The sequence below is a fragment of the Streptomyces sp. NPDC058674 genome, from assembly GCF_042716505.1.
GTDB lineage: Bacteria > Actinomycetota > Actinomycetes > Streptomycetales > Streptomycetaceae > Streptomyces.
Genome location: NZ_JBHXSC010000014.1, coordinates 103,044 through 124,602, shown reverse-complemented (window position 1 = coordinate 124,602; position 21,559 = coordinate 103,044). Strand labels below are relative to the sequence as shown.

Here is a 21,559-nt window from a genome sequence, read left to right as displayed (position 1 = left end):
CTCGGGGAGGTCGCGGTGCCCCCGGTCCCCGCTGCGGCCCCGGTCCCCGCTGCGGCCCCGGTCCCCGCTGCGGCCCCGGCCGCCGGGCGGCGCCGGGCGGCGCCGCACGAGGTTCCGGAGCCCCCCGCCGGGCGGCCGCAGGTGCGCCACCTCGGCGATCGCGCCCCCACCTACGCCGGCGAGCCGGGCGCCCTGCCCACCGCCGACCCGGCCGCCCTCGACGGGCTGGTCCCCGACACCGTCCTGGACGGTGCGCACTACGGCACGTACACCCTGCGCGCCGCCTCCCTGCGCGGTGACTCGGCCCGCTACCGGGGCGAGCCCCGCCGCGACCACCTGCTCACCGCCCGCTTCGGCGCCGGCGACGACGCCCTCGTCCTCGTGGTCCTCGCCGGCGGCGACCGGGCGGCCCCCGGGACCGCCGAGGCCGCCGCCGAACTGTGCCGCACCGTCGCCTCCGCCGTCGGCCGCAGCCAGGAACGGCTGGCCGCGGACATCCGGTCCGGGCACCGCGAAGCCCTGCGCTCCGGCCTCCAGCGGCTCACCGACCGGGGCTACGGGCGGCTGCGGGCCCGCGCCGCCGAGCGGGGCCTCGCGGAGGGCGCCTACACCGCCGGGCTCCGCGCCCTGCTGCTCCCGGTGGACCCGCAGTGCCGGACCCGGGTCTGCTTCGGCGCGGGCGCCGGCGGGCTGTTCCGGCTCCGGTCGGGCGAGTGGCAGGACCTGGAGCCCGGCGGCCCGGACCGGCGCGGGTCCGGCCCGCGGCCGGAGGCGGGCGGGGGAGCGGACGCCGGGACACCGGCGGGCGACGGCGAGGGGGACTTCCGCTTCCGCGCCTCGGTGGCCCGCCCGGGGGACATCCTGCTGCTCTGCTCCGGAGGGCTCGCGGAGCCGATGCGGGAGGAAGCGGCCCTGTCGGCCGAGCTCGCCGCCCGCTGGTCCGCGCAGGATCCGCCGGGCCTCGCGGCGTTCCTCGCGGACGCCCAGCTCCGCCTCAAGGGGTACGCCGACGACCGCACGGCCGCCGGAGTCTGGGAGGCGTAACCGGCGCTCGCATGGCTGGATGGGAGGCACACGCAACCGAGAACCGGACGGGTCCGGACCGGACACCGGAGAGGGTGCCTCCCCATGGCCAAGCAGAACGTCGCGGAGCAGTTCGTCGACATCCTGGTGCGCGCGGGCGTGCGCCGGATGTACGGGGTCGTCGGCGACAGCCTCAACCCGGTGGTGGACGCGATCCGCCGGACGGGTGACATCGAGTGGATCCAGGTCCGGCACGAGGAGACGGCCGCCTTCGCGGCCGGCGCCGAAGCCCAGATCACCGGCCGCCTCGCCGCCTGCGCGGGCTCCTGCGGCCCCGGCAACCTGCACCTGATCAACGGGCTCTACGACGCCCACCGCTCGATGGCCCCGGTGCTCGCGCTCGCCTCGCACATCCCCTCCTCGGAGATCGGCCTCGGCTTCTTCCAGGAGACCCACCCCGACCGCCTCTTCACCGAGTGCAGCCACTACAGCGAACTGATCTCCAACCCCCGCCAGATGCCCCGGGTGCTCCAGAGCGCCATCCAGCACGCCGTCGGCCGCGGCGGGGTCGGCGTGGTCTCCCTGCCCGGGGACGTCGCCTCCGAGCCCGCCCCGGAGAAGTCGGTCGAGACCGCCCTCGTCACCGCCCGCCCCTCGGTCCGCCCCGGCGAGGGCGAGATCGAGAAACTGGTGCGGCTCATCGACGAGGCCGACAGGGTCACGCTCTTCTGCGGCAGCGGCACCGCCGGCGCGCACGCCGAGGTGATGGAGTTCGCCGGCCGGATCAAGGCCCCCATCGGGCACGCCCTGCGCGGCAAGGAGTGGATCCAGTACGACAACCCGTACGACGTCGGCATGAGCGGCCTGCTCGGCTACGGTGCGGCCTACGAGGCCACCCACGAGTGCGACCTCCTCATCCTCCTCGGCACGGACTTCCCGTACAACGCCTTCCTCCCGGACGACGTGAAGATCGTCCAGGTGGACATCCGGCCCGAACACCTCGGCCGCCGCTCCCAGCTGGAGCTGGCCGTCTGGGGAGACGTACGGGAGACGCTGCGCGCCCTGAACACCCGGGTGCGCCCCAAGGCGGACCGCCGCTTCCTGGACCGGATGCTGAAGAAGCACGCGGACGCGCTGGAGGGGGTGGTGAAGGCGTACACCCGCAAGGTGGAGAAGCACACGCCGATCCACCCCGAGTACGTGGCCTCGGTCCTCGACGAACTGGCCGACGACGACGCGGTGTTCACCGTGGATACAGGCATGTGCAATGTGTGGGCGGCGCGCTATCTTTCCCCGAACGGCAAGCGGCGCATCATCGGCTCCTTCAGCCACGGCTCCATGGCCAACGCCCTCCCGCAGGCCATCGGCGCACAGTTCACCGACCGGAACCGTCAAGTGGTGTCGATGTCCGGTGACGGCGGATTCTCGATGCTGATGGGAGATTTCCTCACCCTGGTGCAGTACGGCCTGCCCGTCAAAGTGGTCCTCTTCAACAACTCCTCCCTCGGAATGGTGGAGTTGGAGATGTTGGTTTCCGGCCTGCCCTCCTACGGGACGACGAACACCAATCCCGACTTCGCCGCCATCGCCCGCGCGGCGGGCGCCTACGGGGTCCGCGTGGAGAAGCCCAAGCAGCTCACAGGGGCTCTCAAGGACGCGTTCCGGCACAAGGGGCCCGCTCTGGTGGACGTGGTGACAGACCCCAACGCCCTGTCGATCCCGCCGAAGATCAGCACCGACATGGTGACCGGTTTCGCCCTGTCCGCCGGCAAGATCGTGCTGGACGGAGGGGTGGGCCGGATGATCCAGATGGCTCGATCCAACCTGCGCAACGTGCCGCGTCCGTAAGCCCGCAGGAGTGCGGATCGGCCCCAGGGGCATGCATCCCGTAGACCTGTTCGAGAGCCGAGGACGCGGGAGGTACACCGCCGTGCGGGTGGGGGCGAAGAGCGGAAAGCCGTGGAAGGGGGGGCGGCCCGTACCGCGCGAACCGTCGACCGCCGCCGAGGGCGGGGGAGCGGTGGACACGCTGCGGATCACCCGGAGCGTGCGCCGCGCGGACCTGAAGGCGGTGGGAGAGGTCCGCCGGGCACTGCGCGAGCTGATGCGCCACCGCTGCCGCGCCGACACCGCCGACGTGGCGGAGCTGCTGATCACCGAGCTCGTCACCAACGCCCTCGTCCACACCGACCGGGGCGCGGAGGTCTCCGCGAGCCTCGGCCCCGGCCGGCTCCGCGTGGAGGTCCGCGACTACGCGGCGCGCCGGCCCCGGCCGTACGTACCGACCGCCGACGACGGTACGCACGGCCGGGGCCTGGCGCTGGTGCAGTCGCTCGCCGACGCCTGGGGCGTGGACGCGCTGTCGAGGGGAGGCGGCAAGGTGGTGTGGTTCGAACTCCACCCGGCGCACGGCGCGGGGTACGACGCGGCATAGCGGCGGGACCCGCCCGACGGGCGGGCACCGCGAGGCGACCGGCAGCAACCGGTCAGCCGAACTGCTGCTCCAGGTCCTTCAGTTTGCGCTCCAGGGAGTCGAGCCGGGGGATGGTCTGGGTGTCGTCCTCGGCGGTGAGGTCCACCGTCCGGGGCCCGGTCACCTCAAAGGGTTCGGTTGCGGTCACGGCCTGCAGGGAGGGCCTTCGGCGCAGGGGCAGTTGTCCCGGTTCCGCTATGGCCGGCTCCGCGCCGACCGGCGCGGAGCCCGATCCGGGGGCCAGCCCCGGCATCTCGCCCTCGCGGGCGCGGGTCCGCCCGAACGCCCTGTTCTGCCGTCCCAGCGCCTTGATGTGGGCGCGGTCCAGGCGGTGCTGCTCGCGCCTGCGGTGCCGGTCGTTCTCCTTCTCCTTCTTGTCCTCGCGCACCTCGTCCACGGCCTCGTCGAGGGTGCGCACCCCCTCCAGCAGCATCAGCGACCACGCGCCGAAGGTCTCCCGGGGGGCCCGCAGCCAGCGGACCATGCGGATCTGCGGCAGCGGCCTCGGGATCAGGCCCTGTTCGCGCAGCGCCGCCCGGCGGGTCTGCTTGAGGGCCCGGTCGAAGAGGACCGCCGCCGAGAGCGACATCCCGGCGAAGAACTGCGGAGCCCCGTCGTGCCCCAGCCCCCTGGGCGCGTGCACCCAGTTGAACCAGGCGGCCGCGCCCGCGAACAGCCAGACCAGCATGCGCGAGCCCAGGGCGGCGTCGCCGTGGCTGGCCTCGCGCACGGCAAGCACCGAGCAGAACATGGCGGCGCCGTCGAGCCCGAAGGGCACCAGGTACTCCCAGCCCCCGGTCAGGTTGAGGTTCTGCCGGCCGAAGCCGACCAGCCCGTGGAAGGAGAGCGCGGCGGCGACCGCCGCGCAGCAGAAGAGCAGGACGTACGAGGCGGTCCCGTAGACGGCCTCCTTGCGCCGCCGCCGCTCCTCGCTGCGCTCCCAGCTGTCCTCGGCCGCTGCCTTCTCGCTCTCGCGCCTGCCCCGGGCCAGTACCGCAACTGCCGCAAGTACGCCCAGGATCAGCAGGCTGCCGGGCAGCAGCCAGTCCAGCGATATGTCGGTCAGTCTCATGCGGATGTCCCTTGCCTCGCGTATGCGGCTGTGCGGCTTTCCGGGCGCCATAGTGACGCAGGTGGTCAGCCGTACACGCGGGTTTCGGGGCAAGTGGACGCCATCGGGGGGCCGGGCCCGCCGGATAGGGTGTTGTCGCTCGAACTGGCGCCCGGACCAAGGGTTTCGTGTTCGAGCGGGAGTCATCCCTACGGGTGGGTTCGGTGCACGACGGCCCCGGACGGCGGGGACGGGAGCCGGCCGGGACCCGCGCCGGTCACGCCGTGAGGCGGGCGATGCGGTCCGCGTCGCAGGTCCGCGGGCAGGTGACGCAGGTGTCCTCCGGGCGGATCGTGTAGAAGAAGCAGCAGCTGGCGCGGTCCCGGGTGGGCAGCGCGGCGCCGTCGGGGCCGCGGAGCGTGCGGAAGCCCGCACCTCCCGTGTACGGGGCCGTCGAGCCGGGCAGCAGCGCCTCCAGCTCGGCCATGACCCGCTCCTCCTCGCCGAGCAGGTGGCCGATGTACCAGAGGCTCTCGACGACCTCGTCGGTGACCATGCCCCACAGGGCCCGGCGCCCGCGCCGCATGCGCGGGCCGAAGCCCTCCAGTACCGGTCCGAGGTGCTGGGCCACCGCCGCCCGCACCTCGTCGCGCAGTGCCTCCTCGTCGGGCACGGTCCGGGCCCCGGGCAGGGCGGCCGCGAGGTCGTCCGGCAGGCAGGCGAAGCTCTCGACCTGCACCGCCATCCGGCCGAGGGTCCGGTGGAAGGCCACCCCGGCGACGGGGAGGCGGGGCACCCGCCGGTGGAGGAACCACGGCAGGGTGACCAGCAGGCAGGCGGGCCACGCGTACCGGTGCAGCCCGAAGCTCGCCACCACGTCGGGCCGGGCGCGGACGCCGTAGTCCGTCAGCACCTGGGCGTCGTCCCGGGCGAGGAAGGCGTCCAGCGCCGGCCCCCCCGCCGCGAGCTCGTCCGCGCCGACCCATCCCGCACCGCGGGGGACGGGCTCGAGCGCGGACCGCTCCTCGACCCGGAGGCCGCCGTACACCTCGGCCAGACGTGCGTACGCGTCCGCCACCGGAGAGCCGGCCGGGGCGGGTGCGACGGGTGACGGGGCAGCGAGGACCGTGACGGCCATGGGGGACCACCGATTCGAGCGATCGTTAAGAGGTAAGCCTTACCTTACCCGATCGAGCGTGGTCCGTACCGTCGGCTCCCCGGGCGCCGTCGCCTATTCTCGGAACCGGCCGAGACCTGTGAGGAGGACCGGATGTACGAAGAAGCCCAGGCCAGGATCGGGGCGCCAGGGGCGGGGCCGCCGGTCCCCGCGCAGCGGACACCGCAGAAGGTGTTGCGCCATTCGGTGCGCGGACAGGTCCTCGACGCGCTGCGCACCGCACTGATCGACGGCGAGCTGGCGCCGGGGGAGATCTACTCGGCGCCGGCCCTGGGGGAGCGGCTGGGGGTCTCGGCGACCCCCGTGCGCGAGGCGATGCAGCAGCTGGCCCTGGAGGGCGCCGTGGAGTGCCTGCCCAACCGCGGCTTCCGGGTCCTGTCGCGCACCCCGCGCGAGCTGGCCGAGCTGGCCGAGGTGCGGGCCCTCCTGGAGGTCCCGGTCATGCTCCGGCTGGCCCGCACCGTGCCCGCGGCCACGTGGGAGGCCCTGCGCCCGGCGGCGGCCGCCACCGCCGCCGCCGCGGCGGCCGGCGACCCGGCGGGCTACGCGGAGGCCGACCGGGCCTTCCACCGCGAGGTGCTCGCGCTGGCGGGCAACGGCCGTCTGGTCCAGGTGGCGGAGGAGCTCCACCGCCGCGCCCAGTGGCCCCTGCCGGGCGCGCCGCGGGTGCGCCGGGCCGATCTGGTCGCCGACGCGGCGGAGCACGCGGCGCTGCTGGAGGCGCTGATCGCCGGGGAGCTCCCGGCGGTGGAGTCGCTCGTACGGGAACACTTCGCGGGCTCCACGGGCTGACGGCGCCCCCCCCGCGCCGGAACGTGCCCGCCCCGCGCCGGAACGTGCCCCGCCGGAACGGGCCCCGTATCGCCGGACTTTGACGACAGGGTCTAGGCCGGGGCCGGGTGGAGCTGGTCCGCGAGCCAGGTGGGGATGCCGCCCAGCAGGTGGAAGAGCCGGCGGGCCTCCGCGCGCAGCCGGGCCGCCTCCGCCTCCGGCTCGGCCTCCGCGAGGGCCGCCAGCGCCGGGGCGGTGCCGATCAGGAAGCCCAGCTCCTCCCGGATGCGCAGCGACTCCGCGAAGCCCCTGCGGGCCTCCGCCACCTCGCCGTCCCGCAGGGCGAGGGCGGCCAGGTGCCGCCAGGTGAAGGACAGCAGGAGCGTGTCCCCGTGGGCCTCCGCGCCGGCGTGCGCCCGGTGGTACGCGGGCCGCGCCGACTGCGGGGCGTCCGCGAGGTGTTCGGCCACCAGGCCGCGCCGGAAGTCCAGCAGCGGCCGCGTCCGGGAGCCGGGGGACAGCAGGGCGGCCGCCCGGCCCAGCGCCGAGCGGGCCTCGTCGGCCCGGTCGCGCACCCCGAGCACGGTGGCGGCGTACGCCAGGTGGCCCCGCTCGCAGGCGGCGGCGCCCCGGTCGTCGTCATCGCGGGCGACCGCCTCGGCGATCCGCAGCGCGTCCTCGGCCTCGGCCCATCCCTGGCCGGTGAACAGGCACCGCTCGACCAGCAGCGCCGTGCGCTGCACGGCCGCCCCGGCGTGGTTCAGGTGCGGCGTCAGCAGGGCCGCCGCGTCGGTCCAACAGCCGCGCGAGCGCAGCCGCCATATCGCCCGCTGGAGGGGGTCGTCGCCCCCGGTAGATCCGGCACCGGACATGGCGGTATCCGCCACATTGCCCTCCCCAAAGCAACCAAGCAGCACATCGTTGAGCCCTGGGGCGAAATGAGAGCACGGATCGGCGGGTTCGGCCAAGGGGTCGGGTGAACTCTTTCACAAAGTCCGGACGGATCATCAGCGGTCCCCGGCCGGCCCCGTGCGGCCGGGAAGCGGATCTCCTCAGCTCATGCGCAGTGCGAGGAAGAAGTCGAGCTTGTCCTCCAGCCGGGACAGGTCGCGGCCCGTCAACTGCTCGATCCGCCCGACCCGGTACCGCAGCGTGTTGACGTGGAGGTGCAGCCGGGTCGCGCAGCGCGTCCACGAGCCGTCGCAGTCCAGGAAGGCCTCCAGGGTCGGGATGAGCTCGGCGCGGTGGCGCCGGTCGTAGTCCCGCAGCGGGTCCAGCAGGCGGGCCGTGAAGGCCCGCCGCACGTCGTCCGGCACGAACGGCAGCAGCAGCACGTGCGAGGCCAGTTCGTGGTGGCCCGCCGCGCACACGCGGCCCGGGCGCGCCGCGGCGACCCGGCGGGCGTGCCGGGCCTCCTCGAGCGCCCCGCGCAGCCCCTCGGCGGAGTGCACGGCCGCGCTGACGCCCAGCGTGAGCCGGCCGTCCTCGGCCAGGCCCGCCTGCAGGGGAGCCCGTACGGACGCCAGCAGCTCGTCGGCGTGCAGGGCCGCGTCGGGGCCCTTGTCCTCCCCGGCCTCCCCGGACGGCGAGGGCAGCGGCACCAGGGCGATGGCCTCGTCACCCGCATGGGCCACGGCGATCCGGTCCGAGGGCTCGGGCCCCGGTACGGACGGGTCGACGAGGATCTCCTCCAGCAGCGTCTGGGCCACCGGACCGCCGGGGATGTCCCCGCCGTCCCAGTCCACCCGGGCCACGACGACCTGCCAGTGCGGGGCGGTGCCCAGCCCGGGCAGCAGTACCGGGGCCGCCACCCGCAGGCGGGCGGCGATCTCGGCGGGCGGCGCGCCCGTCTGGACCAGTTCCAGTACCTCCTGTGCGAGACGGCGCCGCACCGTGCGGGCGGCGTCGCGCCGGTCCCGCTCCACGGCGATCAGCTGGGTGACGCCCTGCAGGAGGTCGAGGCGCTCGGCGGGCCAGTCGCCCGCGTCCGCCTCCACGGCCAGCAGCCAGTCCGACAGCACGCTCTCGCGCACGTCCCGGACGCCCGGTCCGGCCGCCCCGCGCCCGTGTCCTCTGATCGGGAAGAGGGAGTACGTAATACCCTGAAGGGAGATCCGGTGCGGTCCCCTGCGGCCCGTCCGGACCGCCGCGAGGTGTTCGCTCGCCAGTGCCGCGCAGACGCCCGGTGCCAGCGGCTCGCCCGCCCCGGCGATCTGCCGGCCGGTGGGGGACAGCACCCAGGCCCGGAGATCGAGGTCGGTGGTGAGCAGATCCAGCACCACGTCGGGGCCGCCGCCGGCCGGGCCCGACGTCATCAGGCGGCGGTGGCGGTCCACGACCGCGGCGAGGTCTCCGGCACGCTCTCCGGACACCTGGCGCACCACGTACTCGGTGATCGTGGCGAATGCAACGTCCTCGTTCACGGCGAACAGCGGCAGGCGGTTGCGCAGACAGGCCGAAACCAGATCGTCCGGGATGTCCCCCAGCTCCGCCTCGCCCGCGGCGAGGCCCGCCACGCCCGCGCCGGCCAGGATTCGTACGAACGGCTCGGAGTCGGCCGAATTTCTTCGCCAGGCCAGGCCGGTGAGGACGAGCTCCCCTCCGGAGAGGTACCGGCTGGGGTCCCGCAGGTCGGTCGTCATGACCCCGCGGACCGTCCGGTCGAGTTCGTCCTCGCCGCCCAGCAGCCGCAGCCCCAGCGCCTCGGTTTCCAGCAGTGCGCGCAGCCGCATGATGTCGCCGCCGATCTGTCTCGAATGTTGCCGTTGGAAATCGGGCAGGTCGTCGCATCCTGCCTTTCATACGAATCTACAAGACGACGGAGGCCCCCAGCCAACTCCTTCATGGTTTCGGTGACTGCACCCGGGGGACGCGCGGCTTGTGTACTGACTCCACACCGCGTTAACAGCACGTGAACGACCAGTCGAGGGCCATGGGGCCTCCTGGCTTGAAGTGAACGACACGATGAAGAAGAAGAGAGCCGCTCATGGACTTCCTTCGCCCCGCCAGCTGGGAGGAGGCGCTCGCCGCTAAGGCCGAGTTCCCCTCAGCTGTGCCGATTGCGGGTGGCACCGACGTGATGGTCGAGATCAACTTCGACCACCGTCGGCCGGAGTACCTCCTGGACCTGAACCGCATCGGCCTCCTGCGGGAGTGGGAGGTCGGCGAGGACGTGGTTCGTCTGGGCGCCTCCGTCCCGTACACGCAGATCATGGAGAACCTCCGGACGGAGCTGCCGGGTCTCGCGCTCGCCTCGCACACGGTCGCGTCCCCGCAGATCCGCAACCGCGGCGGTGTCGGCGGCAACCTCGGTTGCGCCTCCCCGGCCGGCGACTCCCACCCCGCGCTCCTCGCGGCGGGCGCCGAGGTCGAGGTGGAGTCCGTACGCGGCTCGCGCCTGATCCCGATCGACGAGTTCTACACCGGCGTGAAGCGCAACGCGCTCGCCGCCGACGAGCTCATCAAGACCGTCCACATCAAGAAGGCGGACGGCCCCCAGCAGTACTCGAAGGTCGGCTCCCGCAACGCGATGGTCATCGCGGTCTGCGCGTTCGGCCTGGCGCTGCACCCGCAGACCCGCACGGTCCGCACCGGGATCGGGTCGGCCGCGCCGACCCCGATCCGCGCGAAGGCCGCCGAGGAGTTCCTGAACGCCGCGCTCGAGGAGGGCGGGTTCTGGGAGTCCGGGAAGGTCGTCACCCCGTCGATCGCCAAGCAGTTCGGTGACCTCGCCTCCGGCGCGGCCAACCCGATCGACGACGTCCGCGGCACGGCGAAGTACCGCCGCCACGCCGTCGGCATCATGGCTCGCCGCCAGCTCGTCTGGACGTGGGAGCAGTACCGCGGAACCGGCAACGGCCGCTCGCTCGAAGGGGCTGCGTAATCATGCGCGTCAATTTCACTGTCAACGGCCGTCCGCAGGAAGCCGACGACGTCTGGGAGGGCGAGTCCCTCCTCTACGTCCTGCGCGAGCGCATGGGCCTGCCCGGCTCGAAGAACGCCTGCGAGCAGGGTGAGTGCGGCTCCTGCACGGTGCGCCTCGACGGCGTGCCGGTCTGTTCCTGTCTGGTCGCGGCCGGCCAGGTGGAGGGCCGCGACGTCGTGACCGTCGAGGGCCTGGCGGACTACGCCAGGCAGCGCGAGGAGCACGGCCACGGTGGCGCCTGCGGCACCGGCGGCGGCTGCGGCGGCAAGGGCGGCGTCACCCTGGACGCGGCCAAGCAGTGGCAGGCCAAGCCCGCGGGCGACTCGCAGACCGGCGAGGGCGCCCCCCTCTCCACGATCCAGCAGGCGTTCATCGACGCCGGCGCCGTCCAGTGCGGTTTCTGCACCCCGGGCCTCCTGGTCCAGGCGGACGCGCTGCTGGAGGAGAACTCCTCCCCGTCCGACCAGGACATCCGTGAGGCCCTGTCCGGCAACCTCTGCCGCTGCACGGGCTACGAGAAGATCCTCGACGCGGTCCGCCTCGCGGCCGCCCGTCAGTCAGAGGCGGTCTGACCATGGCTCAGAACACCCGCACCGTGCCCGCGGGCGCGCCGACGAACGTCAGCCAGAAGCACACCAAGGGCGGCATCGGCGAGTCCACGCTGCGCCCGGACGGCACCCTCAAGGTGACCGGCGAGTTCGCCTACTCCTCGGACATGTGGCACGAGGACATGCTGTGGGGCCAGACCCTCCGCAGCACCGTCGCCCACGCCGAGATCGTCTCCATCGACATCTCCGAGGCGCTCGCCATGCCCGGCGTCTACTCGGTGCTGACGTACGACGACCTGCCGGCCGAGATGAAGAACTACGGCCTGGAGATCCAGGACACCCCGGTGCTGGCCAACGGCCGGGTGCGCCACCACGGCGAGCCGGTGGCCCTGGTGGCCGCCGACCACCCGGAGACCGCCCGCCGCGCGGCCGCCAAGATCAAGATCGACTACCGGGAGCTGCCGCTCGTCACGGACGAGGCCTCCGCCCTCGCCGAGGGCGCGCCGCTGATCCACGAGGGCCGCGACGACCACCACATCGGCCACGTCCCGCACCCGAACATCGTGCACCGCCAGCCGATCATCCGCGGCAACGTGGAGGAGGCCCGCAAGCGCGCCGACGTCATCGTCGAGGGCGAGTACACCTTCGGCATGCAGGACCAGGCCTTCCTCGGCCCGGAGTCCGGCCTCGCCGTGCCGTCCGAGGACGGTGGCGTCGAGCTGTACGTGGCCACCCAGTGGCTGCACTCGGACCTCAAGCAGATCGCCCCCGTCCTCGGCCTCCCCGAGGAGAAGGTGCGCATGACGCTCTCCGGCGTCGGCGGTGCCTTCGGCGGTCGCGAGGACATCTCGATGCAGATCCACGCCTGCCTCCTGGCGCTCGCCACGAACAAGCCGGTCAAGATCGTCTACAACCGGTTCGAGTCCTTCTTCGGCCACGTGCACCGCCACCCGGCGAAGCTGTACTACGAGCACGGCGCCACCAAGGACGGCAAGCTCACGCACATGAAGTGCAAGATCGTCCTGGACGGCGGCGCCTACGCGTCGGCCTCCCCGGCGGTCGTGGGCAACGCCTCCTCCCTCTCGGTCGGTCCGTACGTCCTGGAGGACGTGGACATCGAGGCGATCGCGCTCTACACGAACAACCCGCCCTGCGGTGCGATGCGCGGCTTCGGCGCCGTCCAGGCCTGCTTCGCGTACGAGGCGCAGATGGACAAGCTCGCGGCGAAGCTGGGTATGGACCCGGTCGAGTTCCGCCAGCTGAACGCCATGGAGATGGGCACGGTCATGCCCACCGGCCAGGTCGTGGACGCCCCGGCGCCCGTCGCCGAGCTGCTGCGCCGGGTCAAGTCCCGCCCGCTGCCGCCGGAGCGCCAGTGGGAGTCGGCCGGCGAGGGCGCGGACGTCCGCGCGCTGCCCGGCGGCCTCTCCAACACCACCCACGGCGAGGGCGTCGTCCGCGGCGTGGGCTACGCGGTCGGCATCAAGAACGTCGGCTTCTCCGAGGGCTTCGACGACTACTCGACCGCCCGCGTGCGCCTGGAGGTCATCAACGGCGAGCCCGTCGCGATGGTCCACACGGCCATGGCGGAGGTCGGCCAGGGCGGCATCACCGTCCACGCGCAGATCGCCCGGACCGAGCTGGGCGTCACGCAGGTGACCATCCACCCGGCCGACACCCAGGTCGGCTCCGCCGGTTCCACGTCCGCGTCGCGGCAGACGTACATGACCGGTGGCGCCGTGAAGAACACCTGTGAGGCGGTCCGCGAGGCGCTGCTGGAGATCGGCCGCCGCAAGAACGGCTCCTACCACCCCGCGTGGGCGACCGCCGAGCTGCTGCTCGAAGGCGGCAAGATCGTCACCGACGGAGGCGAGGTCCTCGCGGACATCGCCGAGATCCTCGGCGACGAGGCGATCGACCTCGAACTCGAATACCGCCACCACCCGACCGTCCCCTTCGACCTGGTCACCGGCCAGGGCAACGGGCACGTCCAGTACACCTTCGCCGCGCACCGCGCGGTCGTCGAGGTGGACACCGAGCTCGGCCTCGTCAAGGTCGTCGAGCTGGCGACCGCCCAGGACGTCGGCAAGGCGCTGAACATGCTCTCCGTGGTCGGCCAGATCCAGGGCGGCACCACCCAGGGCCTCGGCGTGGCGATCATGGAAGAGATCATCGTGGACCCGAAGACCGCGAAGGTGCGCAACCCCTCCTTCACGGACTACCTGATCCCCACCATCCTCGACACCCCGACCATCCCGGTCGACGTCCTGGAGCTCGCCGACCCGAAGGCCCCGTACGGCCTGCGCGGCATGGGCGAGGCCCCGACCCTCTCGTCCACCCCGGCCGTCCTCGCGGCGATCCGGCAGGCGACGGGCCTGGAGCTCAACAAGACGCCGATCCGTCCGGAAGCCCTCACCGGCACCCTCTAGGACGGCGCGGTCCGGGGGCCCCGCGGCCCCCGGACCCCCCAGACTCTCCGGGCGGTGTGGACACGGGAACGTCACACTTCCACCCGCACCGCCCGGAGTACACCACGTACCGCACCGCTCGCGGTCCGCTCCACCCTGCAGTACCCCTGCGCCAACCCCCACGTAGTACCAGCGGTCACCCCCGCACTACCCGCAGTACACGCAGTGAACTTTCGCGTCGCCTCGGGCCGTCACCCCGGGTCGTGCAGCCAACGGAGTTTCCCAAATCCCGCGTCTCCAATCTTCATGCGGGTGCCCCTTTGAACCTTGGGAGTTAGGCACCATGACCCAATCGTCTGTGGAGCCCAAGACCAGTGCGGAAGAGGCCGGCGACGGCTCTCGCAACCCCGCCGGGCGTTCTTGGCTCGATCGGTACTTCCACATCACGCACAGAGGATCCAACGTCGGCAACGAGGTCCGTGGCGGTATCACGACCTTCATGGCCATGGCGTACATCCTCCTGCTCAACCCCCTGCTCCTCTCGGGCAAGGACGTCACCGGTGCGACGCTGGAGGGATCGGCGATCATCACCGCCACCGCCTTCGCCGCCGCCGTCACCACGCTGCTGATGGGCTTCGTCGGCAAGGTGCCGCTGGCCCTCGCCGCCGGCCTCTCGGTCTCCGGCGTGCTGGCCTCGCAGGTGGCCCCGCAGATGACCTGGCCGCAGGCCATGGGCATGTGCGTGGTCTACGGCGTCGTGATCTGCCTCCTGGTCGTCACCGGCCTCCGAGAGATGATCATGAACGCGATCCCCCTCGCGCTCAAGCACGCCATCACCATGGGCATCGGCCTCTTCGTCGCCCTGATCGGTTTCGTGAAGGCCGGCTTCGTCGGCAACGGCGGGGAGTTCATGCCCCCCGTCCAGCTCGGCGCGACCGGTGAGCTCTCCGGCTGGCCCGTGCTGCTCTTCGCCCTCACCCTGATCGCCATCTTCATGCTCCAGGCCCGCAAGGTCCCCGGCGCGATCCTGATCGGCATCGTCGGCGGCACGGTCCTCGCCGCGATCCTCAACCTCATCGTCGACATCGACCCGAAGGCCTGGAAGAACGGCTCGCCGGAGCTCGAGGGCTCCGCCATCTCCATGCCGGACTTCTCGCTCTTCGGCGACGTCAGCTTCGGCGGCTGGGGCGACGTCGGCTACATGACGGTCGGCATGATCGTCTTCACCCTGGTGCTGGCCGGCTTCTTCGACGCGATGGCCACCATCATCGGCGTCGGCACCGAGGCCAAGCTGGCCGACGACAAGGGCCGCATGCCGGGCCTGTCGAAGGCGCTGTTCATCGACGGCGCCGGCGGCGCCATCGGCGGCGTCGCGGGCGGCTCCGGCCAGACCGTGTTCGTCGAGTCGGCCACCGGCGTCGGCGAGGGAGCCCGTACCGGTCTCGCCTCGGTCGTCACCGGCCTGTTCTTCGCCGCGTGCCTCTTCTTCACCCCCATCACGCAGATCGTCCCGGGCGAGGTCGCCTCCGCGGCCCTGGTCGTCATCGGCGCGATGATGATGCAGAACGCCCGCCACGTGGACTGGGCCGACAGCGCGACCGCCATCCCGGTCTTCCTGACCGTCGTGATCATGCCCTTCACCTACTCGATCACGGCCGGCGTCGCCGCCGGCGTCATCTCCTACGTCGCCATCAAGGTGGCGCAGGGCAAGGCGCGCGAGATCGGCGCCTTCATGTGGGCGCTGACCGGAATCTTCCTGGTCTTCTTCGCGCTGCACCCCATCGAGGGATGGCTGGGCGTCGGCTAGGCGCCGCCGTGACCCGTACCTGACCCTCCACGCATCCGATACTGGAACCGAACCCCTCCGAGGAGGCCCTCATGCTGGACATCGCCGAAGAGCTGAACCGGTGGGTCGAGCAGGGACGTGACTTCGCCGTCGCCACCGTCGTGGCGGTCGGCGGGAGCGCGCCCCGGCAGCCCGGGGCCGCCCTCGCCGTCGACGGCGACGGCACGGCGATCGGCTCGGTGTCCGGCGGATGCGTGGAGGGCGCGGTGTACGAGCTGTGCCGACAGGCCCTCGAAGACGGCGAGACCGTCCGGGAGCGCTTCGGATACAGCGACGACGACGCCTTCGCAGTGGGCCTGACCTGCGGCGGAATCATCGACATCCTCGTCACCCCGGTGCCCGTGGGCTCCGCCGCACGGGAGGTGTTCGCGGCCGCCCTGGCCGCCGCCGCCCGCGGCGAGGCCGCCGCGGTGGCCCGGATGGCGCAGGGCCCGGCCGAACTGATGGGCCGCGCCGTACTCGTCCGTACCGAAGGCGCCCCCCAGGGCGGCTTCGGCGGACACCCCGAGCTGGACCGCACCATCGCCGAGGAGGCGCGCGCCATGCTCGACGCGGGCCGGACCGGCGTGCTGGAGATCGGCGCCGACGGCAGGCTCTGCGGAGAGCCGCTCGAGGTGCTGGTCGAGTCGAGCGTCCCGCCCCCGCGCATGATCGTCTTCGGCGCCATCGACTTCGCCTCGGCCCTGGTGCGGATCGGCAAGTTCCTCGGCTACCGGGTCACCGTCTGCGACGCGCGGCCGGTCTTCGCGACGAGGGCCCGCTTCCCCGAGGCGGACGAGATCGTCGTCGACTGGCCGCACCGCTACCTGGAGAGCGCCGAGGTCGACGGCCGGACCGTCCTGTGCGTGCTCACCCACGACGCCAAGTTCGACGTCCCGCTCCTCGAACTGGCGCTCCGGCTCCCCGTGGCCTACGTCGGCGCCATGGGCTCCCGCCGCACCCACGAGGACCGCAACAAGCGGCTCCGCGAGGTCGGCGTCACCGAGCTCGAACTGGCCAGGCTGCGCTCCCCGATCGGCCTGGACCTCGGCGCCCGCTCCCCGGAGGAGACCGCGCTGTCCATCGCCGCCGAGATCGTCGCCAACCGCCGCGGCGGCACCGGCGCGGCGCTCACCGGGGCGCACATCCCGATCCACCCGGACCCCTCGACCACGGTGGCGCGGCGGATAGGCTCCGTCGCCTGAAGGGCGGAACCCGCTGATCGCGGCGGTCGAAGGGCGAACGTGAGAAAAGGGCGCCGCCCGCAGGGGTTGCGCCCTTTCGGCGTTTCCCCTACCTTACCGGCCGGTAACAGGAGGCACCCTCTCCATCCCTTCCCCGTATCGGAGTCGAACGGATGTCACGCACCCTGCGCACCCTGGGCCTGCTCGCCGCGGCCACCCTGCTGGCCGCCGTGGGGCCTGCGACGGCCGCCCCCGCCGCGGGCCCGGCCGCCGCCGCCCCCGCCGACGGGCTGCGGGAGGTGCTCTTCGTCGGCAACAACTGGGAGGGGACCGCCGACGTCCTCGCCTCCACCGGCACCCTCGCCAGGATCGGCCGGATCGACGTGATCCCCGACAAGGCGGAGCGGCTCCGCGAGATCTACCTCAACCCCGTCAAACTGGCCTTCTTCCTCGGCGTCCGGGAAACCGCCGGCGAGGGGCACGACCAGTTCGTGGACGACATGTACACCACCCCCGACGGCACGGCCGTCGTGGTCTCGCGGCCCAGCTTCGCCGACGTCGTCTCCATCGACGTGCGGTCGGGCAGGATCAACTGGCGCTTCCCGGTGGCCGGTTACCGCTCGGACCACATGGCGGTCTCCCCCGACGGCACCCGCGTGGCCGTCTCCGCGTCCACCGCCAACACCGTCCACGTCCTCGACATCGCGACCGGCCGCGGCCTCGGCTCCTTCCCCACCGGCGACAAGCCGCACGAGAACACCTTCACGCGCGACGGCCGGTTCCTCTGGAACAGCTCGATCGGTGAGGTGAACACCGCCCTCGACGCCCCCTGGCTGGACTGGACGAAGGGAGAGCGGAAGATCACCGTCGTCGACGCGCAGACCTTCCGCACGGTGCGGGTCGTCGACATGCGCGAGCGTCTCGACGCCTTCGGCCGCCGGGACCTGTCCGACGCTGTGCGGCCCGTGTCCTTCAGCCCCGACGAGTCGAAGCTGTACTTCCAGGTGTCCTTCTTCAACGGCTTCCTGGAGTACGACGTGGCCGGCGACCGGATCACCCGCCTCAAGACCCTCCCCGCCAATCCGGCCACCAGCACCGACCGCACCACCTGGGTCAACGACTCGCGGCACCACGGCATGTCCATGAGCCCGGACGGCGCCAAGCTCTGCATCGCGGGCACCATGGACGACTACGCGACCGTCGTGGACCGCGCCACCCTCGCCGAAGGTCCGCTGGTGCCCGCCGACAAGCCGTACTGGGCCACCGTCGACGGCGACGGCACGGCCTGCGTGATCTCCGAGAGCGGCTCCGACCGGGTCACCGCCATCGACTTCGCCACCGGCCTCAAGCGGGTCTCCGTCCCCGTCGGGGACCACCCCCAGCGGATTCGGATCGGGCACGTCCCGGCCGGATGGACCGGCCCCGCGGCACGCTGATCCGTGTGCGGGCACCGGAACCGGTCATACCGCGCCCATCCGGCCATTTTGGGGTGACCGGTCCGCGATGACCGATTAGTCTGCCGATCATGGTGGACATCCGCGAGGTACCCGAGGCCGACATCGAGCGCGCGGTGGAGCTCGCGTACCTCGTCTTCCACGACCGGCCCGAGGGGGAGCGCCGCGACAAGCACCGGGCCCTGCTGGCCCGTTGCGAGCGGATCGGCGCCTACGAGGACGACGCCCTCGTCGGGTTCATGGCCGCGCACGACTTCCGGCTCTCCGTGCCCGGGGCGGACCTGCCCTGCCCCGGGCTCACCTTCGTCTCCGTCGCCCCCACCCACCGCCGGCGCGGCGTGCTCAGCGCGATGATGGCCGAGCAGCTGCGGCGCACCGCGGCCGCGCGCCGGCCCCTCGCCGCGCTCTGGGCCTCCGAGTCCGCCATCTACGGACGCTTCGGCTTCGGCGGCGCGACCGCCGGAGCCACCATCGAGATCGACTCCACCCGCCCCCTCGCCCTGCGCATCACCCCGGACGGGCGCCCGCTGCGCCTCCTCGGCCCGCAGGAGGCACTGGGCGTGATCGGGTCCCACCACGAGGCCGCCCGCTCCCTGCGGGCCGGCCGCCCCACCCGCAGCCCGGACCGCTGGCGCGAGGAGTGGCTGTCCGAGAAAGACGAGGAGGACGAGGAGTTGGGGCCGCCCCGGACCATCGTCCTGGGGGAACCCGGGGAGCCCGTCGCCGGGTACGTGCTCTACCGGACGAAGGCCGAGGACGACGGCGGGGCGGGGCGCACCCCGGGCCTCGTCCGCGTCGACGAACTGGAGGCCGACACCCCGGCGGTCGCCGCGGCCCTGTGGCAGTACGTGTCCGCCCTCGACCTCACCGGCCGGGTCCGGGCGTGGGGCCGCCCGGCCGACGACCCGCTGCTGCACTTCGCGGCCGACCGGGACCAGGTACGGGTCACCGCCCAGTTCCCCGCGCTGTGGCTGCGCCTGGTCGACGTACGGGCGGCGCTGACGGCCCGGTCGTGGGCGGCCCCGGTGGAGCTGGTGCTGGAGCTCACCGACGTGCGGCTGCCCGCGAACGCGGGCCGGTACCGGCTCAAGGCGGGCCCGCACGGAGTGGCGTACGAGCCGGCCCGGGGCGCCCCCGACCTGGCGCTGGACGTACGGGAGCTGGCCGCCTGCTACCTGGGCGGGACCCGGGCCGTCGAACTCGTGGCCGCGGGGCTGGTGGCCGAGCACGCGCCGGGCGCGGCGGCGGCGCTGGACGCTGCCCTGTGGACCGGGCTGCTGCCGCACACCGCCGACGAGTTCTGAGGCGGACCCGGGGTCCCGGCGGGGGGCGACGGCGGGGGCGGGCGAGCGGACCGCCCCCGCCGCCGGGATCAGGCGGGCAGCGAGATGCGGGCCGCGGCCATGCCGAAGTCCGCGCCCCAGACGCCCGTGGACAGCCCGTCGGGCAGATCGTGCAGGTCCTCCGGACGGTAACGCGCGATCTTACGGTGCCAGTTGAGGATGCCGGCGTGCCAGTCCCGGAGCTCGCCGACGTACGCGTCGAGCGCGGCGCGCGCCTCGGTGCCCAGCTTCCAGTCGTCGTAGAGCAGCGGCATCTGATGCGCCACGATGTGCTCGAACTCCTCGGTGCGCTGCGTCATCAGCGCGTGGCAGATGTGCAGGGCCTCCGGGTAGCCGATGTCGAAGAAGTTCCGCGTGACGAGCACGTAGTTGTGCACCTCGCCCTCGACCTCCACCTCCTTCTGGTAGGAGAAGATGTCGTTGATCAGGCAGGCGGCGTCCGAGACGGCGTTCTCCAGCGACCGGATGGTGCCCGACGCGTAGATCTCCTCCGGGATGCCGCGGCCCTCGTGGCCGAGCCGGCACAGGTACATGGTCAGGCGGCTGCCGAAGGTGCTGCGCCGCATCTCGGCGTAGTCCACGGGATCGGGAATGCGGTTCTGGACCTGGTTGTCCACCTCCCAGAGCCAGCTCTCCAGCATGTCCACCAGGGTGGCCCGGAACTCGGTGCGCTGCCGCGTCGACATCCCGGCGGTGGTGCGCACCCACAGGTCGCCGAGCCCGCGCTCCATCGCCGTCGCCGCGGCGGCCTGCTCGGCGTGGTCGACGGGGACCATCGCGATCAGGCGGGCGGTGGCGGCCTTGGCGGCGGGCAGGTTCTTGGCCTGGGCGAAGACCACCGGGTAGTAGTCGTCCCCGTAGGTGCCCCAGCTCAGCCAGCACGCGTTGAGGGCGAGCGACTCGGGGGTGGCGTCCGGGTCGATCCCCGCCGAGCAGACCGCGAAGTCGTAGCCGCGCAGCTTGCGTTCGTGCCAGATCGCCGAACCGGGGTCGCCGGGTTGGGGGTCCAGCATGCCCATCCGCCGGCACCAGGCCACCGACTCCTCGCGCGCGTGTGCCAGGTGCGGGCTGAGGGTCAGCGGGTGGGGCATGTAGATGTCGGGGATGACGGACGGCCCGGTCTTCTCGAACGGGACGTGCGTGAAGGAGCGCCGCCGCAGCTCCAGCGAGCGCCGCGTGAAGACCGAGCGGAGGTCGAGCGCGGTGGTGCCGAGCCCGGACGGGAGGAAGGGCAGGGTGAGCGGAGCCGTGGCCCTGGCCTCCTTGTTCATGTAGCGGCTGGAGACCATGTGCCACTCGTGGCCCCCGGACTGCCAGTCCTGGAGTCCCTTGGCGTAGGCGAGGACGGCGGCGATCTCCGCCGGGTCCATCGCGTGGTCGGCGAAGAGCTGCGGCAGCTCGGCCAGGGCGGTCTGCTCGAACTGCTGGAGGCGGGAGGTGAGCAGGTCGTTGGCGGCCTCGGCGGCCTCCTGGGTGGAGCAGCCGAGGAAGGTCTCCAACACCAGGATGGCGTTGGAGAGTTCGCCCTCGTCGGCGACCTCCCGCTCGTAGGAGAAGATGTCGTTCCTGATGTGCACGGCATCGGAGAAGGCGTCGCGCAGCACGCCGAGGGGCCGCGAGTGCGCCACGCGCGCCGGTACCTCGGCGGAGACGTACTCGATCAGCCCGGCCGACCAGGGGGCGCCGCCCACCTTGCGGCGCATCTCGATGTACTCGAGCGGGTTCGCCACGCGCCCGATGTTGATGTTGGCGAGCTCCCACATGGACTCGTTCAGGAGGTTCTTCGTGGACTCGGAGAACCGTTCCCGCCAGTCCATCGACAGCGCGGGGACGGTGCGCGCCCACAGGTCGGCGAGCCCGGCCTCGACCGGGTTGGTCGGCTCGGGGAAGCCGTCGGCGAGGTCCATCGGCATGAAGGCCGCGAGCCGGTCGAGGTATGCCTTGGCGCCGTCGCGGTCCTGGGAGCGCTTGTACATCTCCAGGAAGTGGTCGTCGAAGAAGAACACCCACACGTACCAGTCGGTGACCAGCGACAGCGCCTCACTGCCGCAGTCGGGGTGGGTGTACGAGCAGAGCAGCGCGTAGTCGTGGGAGTCGAGGTTGCTCTCCTCCCAGACGCCGGAGCCCTCCAGCATTCCGAGGTCGCGCGCCCACGTCTTGGTGTGGACCCTCGCGTCCTCCAGGTGGGGGTTCAGTCGCGCCGGATACGGCACGTAGAAATCCGGCAGTTGAAACGGCTGCGTCACGGCAGGGTCGGCCCTTCGTCCACGGGTGCGGGGCCGGTTGGGCCCGGCCCCCGCACGAGATCAGCAGTGCCCTACCCCTGATGCGACCGGCCTAAGGGGTAGTTCACCGCATCAGGTGACGGGCCCGCCGT

Annotated in this window: 16 protein-coding genes; 11 read left to right on the top strand and 5 right to left on the bottom strand. The window is 72.6% G+C overall.

Going from position 1 to position 21,559, the window contains the following annotated elements:
• From ACFWU6_RS10580 to ACFWU6_RS10570, 3 genes are all read left to right on the top strand, one after another.
• Nucleotides 1-1,044, top strand: a 1,044-nt coding sequence (locus ACFWU6_RS10580; RefSeq protein WP_383980345.1) for a protein phosphatase 2C domain-containing protein, incomplete at its 5' end; no start/stop codon positions are given.
• Nucleotides 1,045-1,128: 84 nt separating this feature from the next.
• Nucleotides 1,129-2,871 (top strand): pyruvate dehydrogenase, encoded by a 1,743-nt coding sequence (locus ACFWU6_RS10575; RefSeq protein WP_383804849.1) that lies wholly within the window; start codon nt 1,129-1,131, stop codon nt 2,869-2,871.
• A gap of 31 nt (nt 2,872-2,902) precedes the next feature.
• The gene (locus ACFWU6_RS10570) at nt 2,903-3,457 is read left to right on the top strand and encodes an ATP-binding protein (protein WP_383804847.1); all 555 of its coding nucleotides are present in this window, start codon (nt 2,903-2,905) and stop codon (nt 3,455-3,457) included.
• A gap of 52 nt (nt 3,458-3,509) precedes the next feature.
• On the opposite strand, the gene ACFWU6_RS10565 is transcribed toward ACFWU6_RS10570, so the two are convergent.
• Complete coding sequence (locus tag ACFWU6_RS10565) at nt 3,510-4,568, bottom strand: DUF2637 domain-containing protein (protein ID WP_383804845.1); 1,059 nt, start codon at nt 4,566-4,568, stop codon at nt 3,510-3,512.
• Between the two features lie 256 nt (nt 4,569-4,824).
• Nucleotides 4,825-5,685, bottom strand: coding sequence for a (2Fe-2S)-binding protein (locus tag ACFWU6_RS10560; RefSeq protein WP_383804843.1), 861 nt, complete (start codon nt 5,683-5,685; stop codon nt 4,825-4,827).
• A gap of 132 nt (nt 5,686-5,817) precedes the next feature.
• Between ACFWU6_RS10560 and ACFWU6_RS10555 the strand changes: the two genes are divergently transcribed.
• Nucleotides 5,818-6,516, top strand: coding sequence for a GntR family transcriptional regulator (locus ACFWU6_RS10555; protein WP_383804841.1), 699 nt, complete (start codon nt 5,818-5,820; stop codon nt 6,514-6,516).
• 92 nt (nt 6,517-6,608) lie between these two features.
• Here the strand turns inward: ACFWU6_RS10555 and ACFWU6_RS10550 are convergent, their stop codons facing one another.
• Together ACFWU6_RS10550 and ACFWU6_RS10545 are read right to left on the bottom strand one after the other, a co-directional pair.
• A complete protein-coding gene (locus ACFWU6_RS10550; RefSeq protein WP_383804839.1) occupies nt 6,609-7,382 on the bottom strand; it encodes a hypothetical protein in 774 nt (257 codons plus the stop codon).
• A 165-nt stretch (nt 7,383-7,547) separates the two neighbouring features.
• Complete coding sequence (locus ACFWU6_RS10545; protein WP_383804837.1) at nt 7,548-9,227, bottom strand: PucR family transcriptional regulator; 1,680 nt, start codon at nt 9,225-9,227, stop codon at nt 7,548-7,550.
• A gap of 254 nt (nt 9,228-9,481) precedes the next feature.
• Here ACFWU6_RS10545 and ACFWU6_RS10540 point away from each other — a divergent pair, with 254 nt between their 5' ends.
• From ACFWU6_RS10540 to ACFWU6_RS10510, 7 genes are all read left to right on the top strand, one after another.
• A complete protein-coding gene (locus ACFWU6_RS10540) occupies nt 9,482-10,378 on the top strand; it encodes an FAD binding domain-containing protein (RefSeq protein ID WP_383804836.1) in 897 nt (298 codons plus the stop codon).
• Between the two features lie 2 nt (nt 10,379-10,380).
• Entirely contained in the window at nt 10,381-10,992 is a 612-nt protein-coding gene (locus ACFWU6_RS10535) for a (2Fe-2S)-binding protein (protein WP_383804834.1), read from the top strand.
• Between the two features lie 2 nt (nt 10,993-10,994).
• Nucleotides 10,995-13,397: a xanthine dehydrogenase subunit D gene (gene pucD, locus ACFWU6_RS10530; protein WP_383804832.1), complete on the top strand. Its 2,403-nt coding sequence runs from the start codon at nt 10,995-10,997 to the stop codon at nt 13,395-13,397.
• Between the two features lie 322 nt (nt 13,398-13,719).
• Nucleotides 13,720-15,183, top strand: coding sequence for an NCS2 family permease (locus ACFWU6_RS10525; RefSeq protein WP_383804830.1), 1,464 nt, complete (start codon nt 13,720-13,722; stop codon nt 15,181-15,183).
• A 71-nt stretch (nt 15,184-15,254) separates the two neighbouring features.
• The gene (locus tag ACFWU6_RS10520; protein WP_383804828.1) at nt 15,255-16,406 is read left to right on the top strand and encodes an XdhC family protein; all 1,152 of its coding nucleotides are present in this window, start codon (nt 15,255-15,257) and stop codon (nt 16,404-16,406) included.
• A 152-nt stretch (nt 16,407-16,558) separates the two neighbouring features.
• Nucleotides 16,559-17,821, top strand: coding sequence for a YncE family protein (locus ACFWU6_RS10515; protein ID WP_383980341.1), 1,263 nt, complete (start codon nt 16,559-16,561; stop codon nt 17,819-17,821).
• A gap of 89 nt (nt 17,822-17,910) precedes the next feature.
• Nucleotides 17,911-19,143, top strand: a complete 1,233-nt coding sequence (locus tag ACFWU6_RS10510) for a GNAT family N-acetyltransferase (protein ID WP_383804824.1) — start codon at nt 17,911-17,913, stop codon at nt 19,141-19,143.
• A 68-nt stretch (nt 19,144-19,211) separates the two neighbouring features.
• Here ACFWU6_RS10510 and ACFWU6_RS10505 read toward each other — a convergent pair whose 3' ends face one another.
• Nucleotides 19,212-21,428 (bottom strand): germacradienol/geosmin synthase, encoded by a 2,217-nt coding sequence (locus tag ACFWU6_RS10505; protein WP_383980338.1) that lies wholly within the window; start codon nt 21,426-21,428, stop codon nt 19,212-19,214.
• Nucleotides 21,429-21,559: the final 131 nt, after the last annotated feature.